The sequence below is a fragment of the Emticicia oligotrophica DSM 17448 genome, from assembly GCF_000263195.1.
In the GTDB taxonomy this organism is placed as follows: Bacteria; Bacteroidota; Bacteroidia; order Cytophagales; family Spirosomataceae; genus Emticicia; species Emticicia oligotrophica.
This window is the reverse complement of sequence record NC_018748.1, coordinates 3329453-3343085: the sequence shown is the minus strand read 5'-3', so window position 1 is coordinate 3343085 and position 13633 is coordinate 3329453. Positions and strand designations below refer to the sequence as shown.

The following is a 13633-nucleotide window of genomic DNA, read 5'->3' as shown; positions in this document are numbered from 1 at the left end:
AATAAATTCAGTTTAGTTATTTACTTTTTCCCTTTTCATTCATTTCTCTCAACTTCAAATACTTCATAGTACCATATACACTTTGTGCAAAAGACCAAACAAAGCCACGGTATCCGTTCAAAAAATTAAGTCGAATGAGGTATTCTGTCAAGAAAGTAATTGGGAACTTAGTGATAACTTTAAGTATGGAAGCCCCTTTTTTTCGTCGAAATAATTCGTTGGCTCCGCGAGTGGAATAATTGTTGATTTTCAGAAAAACTTCAGCCAAATCTGTATAGCTATAATGGATAATGTGATTTTTTAAAGTTTTTATTTTTCCTTTAAGTTCAACATCCTCGTGCACTTCACGGTCATTATAATTGCCGAATTTCCTATTAAAAAGTCGCAAATGTGGCATTTTATATTCCCTTCCATAACGCATGATTCCTCCTAAAAAGAAAAGTGTATTGGGAATCATATATCCTTGATAGTCATCACTTTGCAATGAAATATTAATTTCATTTTTCAATTCTTCGGTTACTACTTCATCCGAATCTACAATGAAAATCCAATCGTTTTTTGCCTTATCTACCGCATAACGTTTTTGAGTACCAAAACCATCAAATTTACGATATTCAATCTTACACCCGAATTCCTCGGCCACATTTAAAGTGTCGTCAGTACTTCCGCTATCGAGCACAAAAACTTCATCAGCCCAGCCAACTACTGCAATTAGCACTTCTTTAATCGTACGTATATTATTAAGTGTAAGTATTACTACAGAAATTTTCATTGAAGGGGGTTTTACGACCAAAGTTAAGATTTTTGATTTTATCATGATAATTTTGAGAAAATATTTTAACGCTCATATCTTTTCTAATCCAATCATCGTTATGATTTTTACAATGGCTATTTTACATGCCATAAAATTATTTTTCTATGCCTAATCTGCTGTGGCAATTAAAAAAAATCAACCATGCAAAGACGAAAATTCCTCAAAGAAACCTTCTCCAAACTTCCTATTCCTTTTATTACTCCCGTTTTACTGAGTTCGGCTTGTAACAAAGAAACAATAAACCCAAGTAGCAAATCAGTACTCATTATTGGAGCGGGTATTTCTGGACTTGCTGCTGCCAAAAAATTAAAAGAAACAGGTTTTCAAGTAAAGGTACTGGAAGCACAAGGCCGAATTGGTGGTCGTTTACGAACCAATAGAAGTTTAGGTATCGCTTTTGATGAAGGGGCAAGTTGGATTCATGGAATTGATAAAAACCCAATAACTACTTTAGCCCAAGAAGCTGGAATGACCACCGCGTTCACCGATGATGACAGCAAGAAGTCATTTGATATTGGTGGTATAGTTCGAAGTACAATTTTGTATGATAAGACAGAGGATGAATATTATTCGATGCTAGAATCTTTGATGAAAAATGGTAGTGCGAATGAGAGTTTCGAAGCAGTTTTTAATAAAATGTATCCTACTAAAATCAATGATAGATTATGGAAATTCTTTCTTTCAACCTACCTAACTTTCGACACGGGCGATTTAGATAAGCTTTCATCTACGTTGTATGATGAAGGAGAAGTTTTTAATGGTGTAGAAACCATTTCTATCAACGGCTATGATACTATTCCAACGTATTTATCGAAAGGGCTTGATATTCAATTGAATCAGCGAGTCACAAAAATCGACTATTCAAATGCCAAAGTACAAGTTTTTCATGGGGGAAATATTAGCGAAGCAGACTATGTGTTGGTAAGTGTTCCATTAGGTGTGCTTAAAGCCAATACGATTAATTTTATTCCAACGCTTCCAAATTCTAAGCAAAATGCAATTCAGAAAATTGGAATGAGTTGCGTGAATAAGTTTTTACTTACTTGGAATACTGCATTTTGGGACAATGTTCAGTATATTTCTTATACGCCAGAAATTCGTGATAAGTTTAACTATTTTGTAAACCTAAAAAAGGCACAGCCTAACGTTAATGCACTTATGACTTTTGCTTATGCCAATTATGCACGGCAAACCGAAAAAATGTCTGATGCACAAATTATTGATGAAATAATGGCTCATTTGAAAGATATGTATGGCAATAATATTCCCAAACCAACAAATATGCTTCGTACCAAATGGGGTGGAAATGAAAATAGTTTTGGTTCTTATTCATTTACTGCCGTGGGTACTGAAATGCAACATTTTGAAGATTTAGCCGAAGAATTAAATGACCGACTATTTTTTGCTGGTGAACACACAGAAGTTGATTACTTTTCAACGGCACATGGAGCATATTTAAGCGGAATCAGAGAAGCAGATAAAATAATTAACCTTCTTTAAAGGAACTAAATTGGACAATGCTTATTTTAGAATAATAGGCATAAAGTATTTTTTTATAAAATTTAACAAAAAATGATTGAAACGCACGCTCATATTTATGACGAGCAATTTGACCAAGACCGTGATGTGATGCTCGAAAGGGCTTTTTCTTCTGGTATAAAACAAATTTGGATGCCCAACTGCGACCACGAAACAATTGATGGCATGTTGGCACTTGAAAAACAATATCCTGATATTTGCCACGCCATGATGGGGATACATCCTTGTTATGTCAAAGAAAATTTTGAAGAAGAATTAGCACTTGTTGAGGAATGGTTAGAACGTAGAAAATTTATTATGATTGGCGAAATTGGTCTTGATTTCTATTGGGATTTAACTTTTGTAGCTCAACAAGAAGAAGTTTTCTTACGTCAACTGGCTTTAGCCAAGAAATATAATTTGCCGATTTGTATCCATTCTCGAAATTCTAAAGATAACCAACATAATGCCATTTTGCGTTGCATTGAGCTAATCAAACAATTTGGTTGGTCAGATTTACGTGGCATTTTTCACTGTTTTTCAGGTAATTTAGAAGAAGCCAAAAAAGTAGTTGAAATTAATTTCTTATTGGGCATCGGTGGGGTAGCTACTTTTAAAAATGGAGGTATGGATAATGTTTTGCCGCACATTTATTTAAAAAATATTGTGCTCGAAACTGATTCACCCTATTTGGCTCCTGTACCTTTCCGTGGCAAACGCAACGAGGTTTCTTATATAGAATTAGTGGCTCGCCGCATAGCCGAAATCAAACAAACAGATTTCAGCGAAGTAGTACAGCAAACTACCAAAAATGCACTATCTTTGATAGCATAGCATTTATTTACCACTCAAACTCTATGAATATTTTTGTTACACTTACATGGCTCATTATTTTTTGTTCGATATTTTCTTATATCAACATCAAATTTCTCAAACTACCTAATAGCATTGGTTTGATGCTGATTGCCGTAATGATGTCATTAGGAATCTTGGTCATTTCAAAAAGTTATCCAGATGCCGAAGTATTTAAAACATTTGTAGAAAGCTTTAATTTTTCAGACTTCCTGCTTGAATATATGCTTTGTTTCCTACTTTTTGCGGGTTCTTTACATGTAAATATTCAGCAGCTCAATGAACAAAGGCGTCCGATTATCGTATTTACTATGCTGGGGGTACTTTTAGCCACTTTTCTAATTGGCTATGCTCTATATTGGTTGGCACCAGTTTTTGGTTTTGATATTCCGCTTGTTTATTGTTTTTTGTTTGGAGCCTTGATTTCTCCAACCGACCCAATCGCGGTTTTAGGGATTCTAAAAGAGGCCAAAGTACCTAAAAATGAGGAAGTGATTATTACGGGAGAATCGCTCTTTAATGATGGAGTAGGAGTTGTTGTTTTTCTTACAATTCTCCACACACTCGAAGAAAATCATGCTGCCTCATTATCTTTTCAAGCAATATGGGAAACATTTTTAATTGAAGTTGGCGGTGGTTTATTACTTGGCTTCTTAATTGGTTATGCAGGAAATTTATTACTTAAAACCATTGACCATTACCAAACTGAAGTAATGATTACCCTTGCCATGGTCATGGGAGGCTATACGCTGGCTAAATACTTGCACACTTCAGGACCTTTAGCTATGGTCGTAGCGGGTTTATACATTGGAAATGTTGGAAGAAAAACCGCGATGTCGGATATTACCAAACAACAAGTCGATACTTTTTGGGGACTGATTGATGACCTCCTCAATGCCTTTCTTTTTGTGTTGATTGGCTTTGCTATTGTCAATATTCCTAATTTATTCACTTATAGTTACATTGGTATTGCAACTATCTTAGTCGTACTGATAATCAGGTATTTATCAATCATAATACCCTTTAAAGCCTTAAATTTTAAAGAGGTTTTAAACAAAAACTTCCCATTTGTGATGACTTGGGGAGGACTTCGTGGTGGAATTTCTATTGCTTTGGCTCTTTCACTCCCAGATTTTGAGCAAAAACCTGTCATTATTAGTATAACCTATATTGTGGTTTTATTTGCTGTTTTGGTACAAGGTTTGAGTTTAGGCAAATTAGTTGGATATTTACAAAAGAAATCAAATTAAGCCTTTGAATTTAAAAACCATTCTTCTCGGAATTCTTTTTGCTGCGTTGTGGGCTTCGGCTTCAGCAGCTGCTAAAATTGGCCTTCGCTCGGTTGAACCACTTGTGCTTTTTCAGTATAGGTTTATTGTTGCTGGACTTGGCATGTTGGCCTACTCGATTTTTATCCAAAAAGACCGACTACCACAAGGGAAAGAATGGAAAGAACTAACCATTTTTGGCTTACTGAATGTAACACTTTATTTAAGCTTTTTCGTATTGGGCGTTAGTGAAGTTGCTGCTGGAATTGGGAGTTTATCAACCGCCACAAACCCGTTATTTATTAGTGTTTTATCGGCCATTTGGTTGGGTAGAAAAGTTAAATCTTCTGAATGGATGGCGGTTTTTCTTGGAATGATTGGCGTTGGACTCGCCTGTTACCCACTCATACAAAATAGCTTTGCCACACCTCTCGGCCTATTCTATATGTTTTTGTGTATGCTTTCTTATTCAATAGGTACTATTTATTATTCAAACATCGACTGGAAACTTTCTCGCACAGCCATCAATGGTTGGCAAGTATTTCTTGGTGGTTTATTAATGCTTCCACTTACCTTATTGATGCATAACAAACCCAACAACTACAACCTAACTTTTTATTTATCAGAGTTTTGGCTAATTGTGCCAGTATCGGTTATTGCCGTAAATCTATGGCTCTATTTGCTTAAAGTCGATGCAGTAAAAGCTTCATTTTATTTATTTTTATGTCCTATTTTTGGTTTCATCTATTCGTATTTTCTACTCGATGAACCCATTACCTATCATACTTTTCTCGGTACAGCTTTAGTAATAGTTGGACTTTATGTGGGTCAGCGTGAAAAATTAAGTAAATCGTAGGCATTTCAGCTATTTTTAATAAAAAATATAAACCTTTCATACAGTTTTTGGTCAAAAAGAAAGTTTTTTTATATAATTTCGTTATCAACTAAAGCTATCGACCTGACACTTCTATGAAATTTACTTTTCTCGCAGCATTTTCAACTGCAGCTATACTCACCTCAACTCTCATGCACTCATGTGCTCCAAAAGAGGTTATTGATGTAAATGCCGCTAGTTTTGATCTAATTCAAGATAAAATTCTGACAAAAAACTGTGCAATTAGTGGTTGTCATGCATCTGAAAGTGATGGCACTTATGCACAACATAAACTTGTTTTAGCTAAGGGAAAATCTTACAAAAATTTATTCGAAATTGACCCAACTAATGTTGGTGCAAAACAAGATGGATTTAAACGAGTAAAAGCCTTCAAATCGCTCGAAAGCTTATTTTACCATAAGCTTATTTATGATAATTCTCACCATAATGGTAAATCCTATGGAGCTGTAATGCCCTTAGGTAGCGACTTACTACCAGAAGGTCAGATTGAATTTATTAGAAGATGGATTGAAGCAGGTGCACCAGAAACTGGCAACGTTGCCGACCCTTCACTCCTCAATGACACAACACCAAGTGCGGCAACTTTTACTGGTTTACCTGTCCCGGCCGCGGGTACGGGGTATCAAATGACCTTAGATAAGTTTGAGGTAGCTCCAAATTTTGAAAGAGAGTTTTTTGTTCGAAAGCCATTAGGTAATACCGAGACCGTTTATGTGAATCGTATGCAAATAAGTATGCGTCCGGGTAGCCATCATTTTATTTTATATGGCTTTAGAAATAATGTAAACCTAGCACCGTTAAACCAAGTAAGAGATTTACGTAACTCTGACGGCTCTTATAATCTCGTAACATTTGCACAGATGGGCAACCATGTGTTTAATTTTGGTGGAAGCGAGGCAAATTCTGATTATACTTTTCCTGAAGGAACAGCAGTTGAAGTACCTGCCAATGCCACTTTTGATATGAATTCGCATTACTATAATAAAGGAACCAAAGCTTTGAGTGGTGAAGTAGATATCAACCTTTATACTACCAAAAAAGAAAATGTAAAGAATGTTTTAAAGGTAATTGATTTCGGGAATCAAAACCTTAATCTACCGCCCAAACAAAGAACCGTTCTTACAAAAGACTTTACTTTTGATAAAAATGTAAAAATTGTCATGTTGTTTTCACACACGCATAAATATGGCGAAAAATTTGAGATTTTGATAAAAGGTGGTGCGAGAAATGGAGAAGTTGTTTATACCTCAACTAATTGGGAACATCCTGAAAAAATTAATTATGCACCTTTTATTTCTCTCAAAAAAGGAGAAGGTCTCACATCAAGAATTACCTATAACAATACCTCTGACCAAACCGTGCGTTTTGGACTTACAACTGAAGATGAAATGGGTATCATCTTTGGTTATTATTACGAAGAGTAAATGAACGTTATTTGGATTTTATGATAGAATTTTTCTAAAATTCCTCAATAATGAAGGCAAAACTGCTACTTTTTTTAGGTTTCACTCAGTTAGTATTCGGCCAATCTAACTTTGCTTCAAAGTTATCTGATGCCGCCATTGAACTTACTAAACACAAAGTAGAATATGACCCCACCTATTTTATCATAAAATATCCAAACGGCGATGTGCCTAGTAATAAAGGCGTATGCACCGATGTTGTTGTAAGAGCATACCGAAAATTAGGAATTGATTTACAAAAGGAAGTGCACGAAGATATGAAAAAACACTTCGAAAAATATCCGAAACGTTGGAAACTCAAACATACCGATAAAAATATCGACCATCGAAGAGTACCTAATTTGATGATATTTTTTTCAAGGCACGGCACGGCAAAACCCATCACCAAAAATCCAAAAGATTATCAAGTTGGCGATATTATTTGTTGGCTTTTAGAAGATAATCTTACGCATATTGGCATCGTAGTTAATAGAAAATCAAGCGATGGACAAAGACCTTTGATTGTTCATAATATCGGTGCTGGACAAGTAATGGAGGATTGTTTGTTTAATTACAAAATTATTGGGCACTACAAATACGAGAAATTCTCTCCTACCGTGATTTCGAAGTAAATCTAGATAATTTATTTATTCAACCAAAGACAAGCCAATCATAAAGCTATACTCTCCTTATATCAATTTTTCATTTGAATAGTTAAGCCATTTCATCAATTTAGGGGTCAAAATTTGAAAAAGCTATAATAATGAAATTAACTTTCTTTTTACCCCTGCTTCTGCTTTGGGGTTTACTCAACTGTAATAATTCACACCAAAACGATAACTTCGTTATTCGAACTCCACGTAGTCCACAAACACCTTATTTTATTATTCAGTCAGATAAAGAAATTGTTGATGACCCAAAACGCACAGCCAATTTAAAAATCGTTTTGGGTGATAGTGTAATCTTTCAATCTCCAATCGGAATTGAACTTAGAGGAGCTAGTTCACAGCTATTTTACGATAAAAAATCTTATGGATTTGAACTTAGAAATGAAAAAAATGACTCAAAAGCGGCATCGATTTTAAATTTATCCAAAAACTCTGCTTGGATATTACATGGCCCTTACGGAGATAAAACATTACTTCGAAATGCCGTGGCTTACAAATTATCCAATGATATTGGCAGATATGCTTCTCGAACTGAATTTGTTGAGGTTGAAATTAATGGAAAGTTCATGGGATTTTATGTATTAATGGAAAAACTCAAACAAGATAATGACCGAATAAAACTAAGTAAATTGAGCAAAAATGACACTTCAGCTAATAAAATAACAGGTGGGTATATCATTAAAATTGATAAAACAGCGGGCAATAATCCTGAAGAATCAAACTATACTGAAGAAAACTCTTTCGCTTCTCAATTCGATTTTAAAGGGAAAATAACTACTCAACAAACGCCCCATTTTCTTTACGAATACCCTAAGCCTAAAAACATTAATTCTATTCAAAAGACCTATATTCAAAATTACATCCATAGCTTTGAGAAAGCCTTGGCTTCAGATAATTTTAAAGATGAACAAAAAGGTTATCGTTCTTATATAGATGTCGATAGCTTTGTTGATTATTTCATTCTCACGGAGTTATTTCAAAACCATGATGGTTATCGCCTAAGTACTTATCTTCAAAAAGACCGTGATAAAAAGCTACAAATGGGACCGATTTGGGATATTGACATTGCTTTTGGCTCAGATAACGGCTTTTGTGATGGCATGAACCGCCACGCATGGGTTTACCAATATAACCAATACTGCTCAGAAGATACTTGGCTTGTACCTTTTTGGTGGAAAAGATTAATTACTGATGAATATTTCAAACAAAAGTTGGTTAGCCGTTGGCAAACACTAAGAACTCAAGAATTATCTGATAATCAATTATATAAAGTTGTTTCTACTTATAATGAAAGCATTACAAATAGAAATATGGTTGCCAGAAACTTTGAAAGATGGAATATCCTAAATCATCGAATTACACCCAACTCAACAAAGGGTTCGCATGAAAAAGAGATAAGTCGAATGAAGCAATGGCTCAAAGAACATGCTCATTGGATTGATGAAAAGATTGGTACTTTATAGAAATGTTTTCTTTAAAATTTCTAAATTGCTTTCCAATATTCAACTCTAAAATTAGCATTATTCAATGTCACATCAACTCAACCGTCGAGATTTCATCCGACAAAGTAGTCTTGCCGCACTAGGCTTGGCCTTTACTCCAACCTTTGCTCGTAAAGTTGCTCCAAGTGACCGCCTGCGTGTAGCTCATATTGGTATCAACGGCATGGGTAGCCAACATCTCAAATGGTTTGCTGGCTTACCAGAAGTAGAAATCGTAGGGCTGTGCGATTTAGACAAAAATCATCTAGCTAAAGCACAGAAATTATTACAAGACCTACACCCTGACAATAAAGCACAAGGTTACGAAGATTTTCGACACATTCTTGACCGCAAAGATGTAGATGCTATTACTTGTGCAACTCCTGACCATTGGCATTCGCAAGTAGCAATTATGGCATTTCAAGCAGGAAAAGATGTTTATGGAGAAAAACCTCTTTCATATAATGTACGAGAAGGGCAACAGATGCTAAAAGCTATGAAAAAATACGACCGTATTTTTCAGTTAGGCACACAAATTCATGCAGGTGAGAATTATCATCGTGTGGCAGAAATTATTCAATCAGGAGCAATCGGTAAAGTAAAAACAGTTAGACTTTGGAAAACAGGTTTTCCACCAGTTCTCGGGCCATCAAATTACCAAAATCCGCCTGAAGGCCTCAACTGGGATATGTGGCTTGGCCCCGCTCCTTATTCACAATATACACCAGAGCGTTGTCATTTTACTTATCGCTATTTCCTTGATTATTCTGGCGGTGTTTTTCAAGATTTCTGGTGCCATATTGCGGATGTGGTTTGGTGGGCAATTGACCCTAAAAATCTTACACGTATAAGTGCCAAAGGAGAAGCTCCAGAAGGAACAGGTGATGCCCCAAAATGGATTGATATTGAGTATGATTTTGAAGATTTAAAACTCTATTGGACTTCTACTCCACCAAACGTACCCGGTGCTGAAAAAAGAGGAATTGGTGCTTATTTCGAGGGCGAAAAAGGTACACTTATCTGTGATTATAGTTCGAAAGAAATAACAATCAATGGGGTAACGATGACTGATATTCCGGAGATTCCAAAAACGATTATTCGCTCAGAAGGTCACCAACAAAATTTCGTTACGGCTGTAAAAAATAGAACTCAACCCCAATCGAACCTTGAATATGCTCGAAAAATGACCATGCCAATGCATTTAGGACTGATTTCGTATCGCCTTGGAAGAGAACTACATTGGAATCCGAAAAAAGAAAAGTTCAAACATGATGCCGATGCCAATGCCTTACTCTCACGAGAGCCTAGAAAAGGTTGGGATTTAGTATAAACCAAAATTAAAACTTTATCAGATGAAATCATACCTCATCATATTTGCTGCATTTTTGCTTGTTTCTTGCAAAAATAGTGAAGAATTGGAAAATCTTAAGAAAGAGAATGCTGCCCTTGTCGCCCAAGTAAATGCCTTAAAAGCTGGGACAGAAGCCAAAGGGCCTAAGTATATGTTAAAACTAAAGTTGAAACAATCGCATCTTTCTTTAAGTATAAAAAAGCATATAAAAGATGCCGTAAATGCGATTGAGTTTGAACTCCCCGTTGATAAAGAGTTTTATGATTCTGTTTCTGAAGGAACTGAAATTATAGATAAGTTTCGTTTTGGTTCAATGGTTCTTTACGGTAGCTTAGGCGATTGGGAAATGACCGTGAAGGAGAAATATATAAAATAAAAATCTTTAAATCGGGCCTTCGGCTTCGCTCAGGCACCGATTTTGAAATTATTATCAAATTTCTCAAATTCTTAGTAGAGCACATAAATATCGGCTTCGTTTAGGCACAGATTTGAAAATTTTAAAAGATTTCTCAAATTCAGACTACTAAACTGACTGGTGCCTGAGCGAAGCCGAAGGCAAGGCATTTGGTTAAATTCAGACAACTTTTACTAACACAACTTTATGCGTGGCTTCATGTATATTTTAAAATGCTTTGATGGTAGTTACTACACTGGAAGCACTACCCATCTTGAACTTCGAATACAGCAACATCAGAATGGAGAAGGTTCAAATCATACAAGAAAACATCGACCTGTCGAACTCGTTTATTATGAAGCGTTTGATAGAATAGATGAGGCTTTTCTTAGAGAAAAACAAATTCAGAAATGGAGTAGAAAAAAGAAAGAAGCTTTGATAAAGGGAGATTTTGATGAATTACACAAACTTGCTGAATGTAGAAATGAAAGCCATTTTCGGGCCTTCGACTTCGCTCAGGCACCGAATGACCCTACTTTGGCAGTAAATGACTTCGCTCAAAATCATACTGATTCTGAATGTACACAAAACTAAAAAACACCTAAGCTTGAATTATAATTTATTATGATTCAAGCTTAAGGATTTTTCATAAAATCGGTGCCTGAGCGAAGCCGAAGGCCCGATTTTATGAAAAAAGCGAAGCAAAAGCCATAAAAACTTTTACTTCGCTTTTAAATATACTATCAGTCAATCAAATATTATTTAGCAATTTCCATGCTTACTTGACGAGCATTGATAGTTTTACCTTGCATTCCTTCCAATACACGCTTTACATCTGCCTGTGGAACTTCAACAAAGCTAAATTTATCATAAATATCAATTTGTCCGATTGCACGACCTGCAATGCGAGTCTCAGATGTAATCGCACCAACAATATGGTTTGGTGCAACGTTGTCTTTACGACCTAGGCTTAAAAACAAACGTACCATATCACCATTAGCTGAACCACGCGATGGCCCACCTTCACGGCGTCTTTCTCTTGGTTCGAAACGACGCTCGCGAGATTGTCCAAAATCACGACCACCATCACGGCTATCTCTACGACCTGAAGTGCTTCTTGAATCGCGACTACCAAAACGGTCATTGCTTCTTGACTCACGATAGCTATCTGATAATTGATTATCCGAGAATTCACTCTTAATTGTACCCACCTGCATCTTAATTAATGCCGACATAATTTGTACATCAGAGTATCCTTCATTACTTAATTCATTGATGATATCTTCGTAATTTTCTTCGATACCTGCTGTAAGCGTTTCTCTTACTTGCTCAACAAACTTTTGATGACGCGTTTTAATCAACTCAGCCAATGTAGGAATTTGGCCTTGTTCGATTTTAACTTTTGTATAGTATTCTATTTCACGTAAACGAGATTTCTCACGACCAGAAATAAACATAAATGCTTTTCCTGTTTTACCAGCACGGCCTGTACGACCAATACGGTGAACATAATACTCTAAATCTTGCGGTACATCATAGTTGAATACAGCATCTACCCCCGAAACGTCAATACCACGAGCAGCTACGTCGGTAGCTACTAAAATTGTTGTAGTACCAGCACGGAACTTATTCATTACTTGCGTACGTACTTGCTGACGCATATCACCATGAAGACCTTCAGCGGCGTAACCACGAATCTGTAATTCGCTCACGATTTCATCAACTTTTGATTTTGTATTGGCAAATACCAACATCAATTTCAAGTTGTTTACATCTATCAAACGAGTCATAACTTCCATTTTAGCCTCACGGCGTACTGGGAAGAAAAATTGTTCAATATTTGCATTTGAAATTTCAGTTTTAACCGTACGAATAACTTCTGGGTCTTTTTGGAAACGCTTAGCAATTGAAAGAATTTCTGGCGACATAGTTGCCGAGAAAAGTACAGTTTGGCGTTCGTCTGGTGCATAAGACAAGATTTTCTCAATATCTTCTCTAAAGCCCATATTAAGCATCTCATCTGCCTCATCTAAGATAGCCATTTTAATGCTACTCAATGATAATGTCTTGCGGTCGATGTGGTCCATGATACGGCCGGGAGTACCAACTACAATCTGAACACCTTTTTTCAATGCTAAAAACTGACGCTCATACGATTCACCACCATAAATAGCAGCTACATGAAGGCCTTTTTTATACTTTGCAAGCTTTTGAATTTGCTCTTTTACTTGCAATGCCAACTCGCGTGTTGGACACATTACCAATACTTGTGTGTTTTTGTCTTCAACATCTACTGCTTCAATGGCAGGAATACCAAAAGCAGCAGTTTTACCTGTACCAGTTTGAGCTTGTCCGATTACGTCACCGCCACGCAAAACTGCAGGAATCCCCTGAGATTGAATTGGTGTTGAAAACTCGAAACCCATCTCTTCTACTGCACGAAGAATGTACTCTGAAACTGGGAGGTCAGAAAATTTTACTTGTTCCATTAAGGATATAATGTTTTAGTCGGAACGTACACTGCCGTTCTCACGCAAGACCGTGAATTGCCCCGATAGCCGAAAAAAATTGATAAAGCAAATGATGAGAACCACCCGTTGCTGCTCTGAAAGGAAATTGAATGAAGGAATAATACTCTTCAAAACGATTTAATTGACGCAGAGGCCCAAAACGGATGTGCCTTTTATTACTACAACACAAAAGTACAGCCAATAATTTTATAAAGCAAGCATTTGAGCTAAAGTTTGTATTTTTTTTATAAACCTATCTAGATTACTATAAATAAAAGGTTACTTTTTATTATTAAAATCAGTTAAAAATCCTTGATAATCATATTGATAAATAAAAAACTCTAATGTTCACAATTAATTAATTTATATAATTTTTTCAAGATTTTATTGTTTGATTTAGATTTTACTTAGTTTACCAAACAAATAAGTGAATGTATAGT

Annotated in this window: 12 protein-coding genes; 10 read left to right on the top strand and 2 right to left on the bottom strand. The window is 35.9% G+C overall.

The window, feature by feature from the left end:
* Positions 1-16: 16 nt before the first annotated feature.
* The gene (locus tag EMTOL_RS13825) at positions 17-772 is read right to left on the bottom strand and encodes a glycosyltransferase family 2 protein (RefSeq protein WP_015029924.1); all 756 of its coding nucleotides are present in this window, start codon (positions 770-772) and stop codon (positions 17-19) included.
* Between the two features lie 183 nt (positions 773-955).
* On the opposite strand from EMTOL_RS13825, the gene EMTOL_RS13820 reads away from it, so the two are divergent.
* The 10 genes from EMTOL_RS13820 to EMTOL_RS13775 all read left to right on the top strand — a co-directional run bounded on the left by EMTOL_RS13820 (position 956) and on the right by EMTOL_RS13775 (position 11277).
* Entirely contained in the window at positions 956-2314 is a 1359-nt protein-coding gene (locus tag EMTOL_RS13820) for an FAD-dependent oxidoreductase (protein WP_015029923.1), read from the top strand.
* Positions 2315-2386: 72 nt separating this feature from the next.
* A complete protein-coding gene (locus tag EMTOL_RS13815; protein ID WP_015029922.1) occupies positions 2387-3166 on the top strand; it encodes a TatD family hydrolase in 780 nt (259 codons plus the stop codon).
* Positions 3167-3189: 23 nt separating this feature from the next.
* Complete coding sequence (locus EMTOL_RS13810; protein ID WP_015029921.1) at positions 3190-4434, top strand: cation:proton antiporter; 1245 nt, start codon at positions 3190-3192, stop codon at positions 4432-4434.
* Positions 4435-4438: 4 nt separating this feature from the next.
* On the top strand, positions 4439-5308 hold the full coding sequence (locus EMTOL_RS13805) for a DMT family transporter (protein WP_015029920.1): 870 nt from the start codon (positions 4439-4441) through the stop codon (positions 5306-5308).
* Between the two features lie 113 nt (positions 5309-5421).
* Positions 5422-6771: a monooxygenase gene (locus EMTOL_RS13800; RefSeq protein WP_015029919.1), complete on the top strand. Its 1350-nt coding sequence runs from the start codon at positions 5422-5424 to the stop codon at positions 6769-6771.
* Between the two features lie 50 nt (positions 6772-6821).
* Entirely contained in the window at positions 6822-7421 is a 600-nt protein-coding gene (locus tag EMTOL_RS13795; protein ID WP_015029918.1) for a DUF1287 domain-containing protein, read from the top strand.
* 131 nt (positions 7422-7552) lie between these two features.
* Positions 7553-8920 carry a CotH kinase family protein gene (locus tag EMTOL_RS13790; RefSeq protein ID WP_015029917.1) on the top strand — a complete coding sequence of 456 codons (1368 nt, stop codon included), beginning with the start codon at positions 7553-7555 and terminating at the stop codon, positions 8918-8920.
* Positions 8921-8984: 64 nt separating this feature from the next.
* A complete protein-coding gene (locus EMTOL_RS13785) occupies positions 8985-10268 on the top strand; it encodes a Gfo/Idh/MocA family protein (protein ID WP_015029916.1) in 1284 nt (427 codons plus the stop codon).
* Between the two features lie 22 nt (positions 10269-10290).
* A complete protein-coding gene (locus EMTOL_RS13780; protein WP_015029915.1) occupies positions 10291-10665 on the top strand; it encodes a hypothetical protein in 375 nt (124 codons plus the stop codon).
* 225 nt (positions 10666-10890) lie between these two features.
* A complete protein-coding gene (locus tag EMTOL_RS13775) occupies positions 10891-11277 on the top strand; it encodes a GIY-YIG nuclease family protein (protein ID WP_015029914.1) in 387 nt (128 codons plus the stop codon).
* Between the two features lie 164 nt (positions 11278-11441).
* On the opposite strand, the gene EMTOL_RS13770 is transcribed toward EMTOL_RS13775, so the two are convergent.
* Complete coding sequence (locus EMTOL_RS13770) at positions 11442-13172, bottom strand: DEAD/DEAH box helicase (protein WP_015029913.1); 1731 nt, start codon at positions 13170-13172, stop codon at positions 11442-11444.
* Positions 13173-13633: the final 461 nt, after the last annotated feature.

Coding starts and splice junctions, on each gene's coding strand:
- EMTOL_RS13820 (WP_015029923.1), top strand. CDS start 956: ATGCAAAGACGAAAATTCCTCAAAGAAACCTTCTCCAAACTTCCTATT.
- EMTOL_RS13770 (WP_015029913.1), bottom strand. CDS start 13,172: ATGGAACAAGTAAAATTTTCTGACCTCCCAGTTTCAGAGTACATTCTT.
- EMTOL_RS13800 (WP_015029919.1), top strand. CDS start 5,422: ATGAAATTTACTTTTCTCGCAGCATTTTCAACTGCAGCTATACTCACC.
- EMTOL_RS13775 (WP_015029914.1), top strand. CDS start 10,891: ATGCGTGGCTTCATGTATATTTTAAAATGCTTTGATGGTAGTTACTAC.
- EMTOL_RS13795 (WP_015029918.1), top strand. CDS start 6,822: ATGAAGGCAAAACTGCTACTTTTTTTAGGTTTCACTCAGTTAGTATTC.
- EMTOL_RS13785 (WP_015029916.1), top strand. CDS start 8,985: ATGTCACATCAACTCAACCGTCGAGATTTCATCCGACAAAGTAGTCTT.
- EMTOL_RS13780 (WP_015029915.1), top strand. CDS start 10,291: ATGAAATCATACCTCATCATATTTGCTGCATTTTTGCTTGTTTCTTGC.
- EMTOL_RS13810 (WP_015029921.1), top strand. CDS start 3,190: ATGAATATTTTTGTTACACTTACATGGCTCATTATTTTTTGTTCGATA.
- EMTOL_RS13815 (WP_015029922.1), top strand. CDS start 2,387: ATGATTGAAACGCACGCTCATATTTATGACGAGCAATTTGACCAAGAC.
- EMTOL_RS13825 (WP_015029924.1), bottom strand. CDS start 772: ATGAAAATTTCTGTAGTAATACTTACACTTAATAATATACGTACGATT.
- EMTOL_RS13790 (WP_015029917.1), top strand. CDS start 7,553: ATGAAATTAACTTTCTTTTTACCCCTGCTTCTGCTTTGGGGTTTACTC.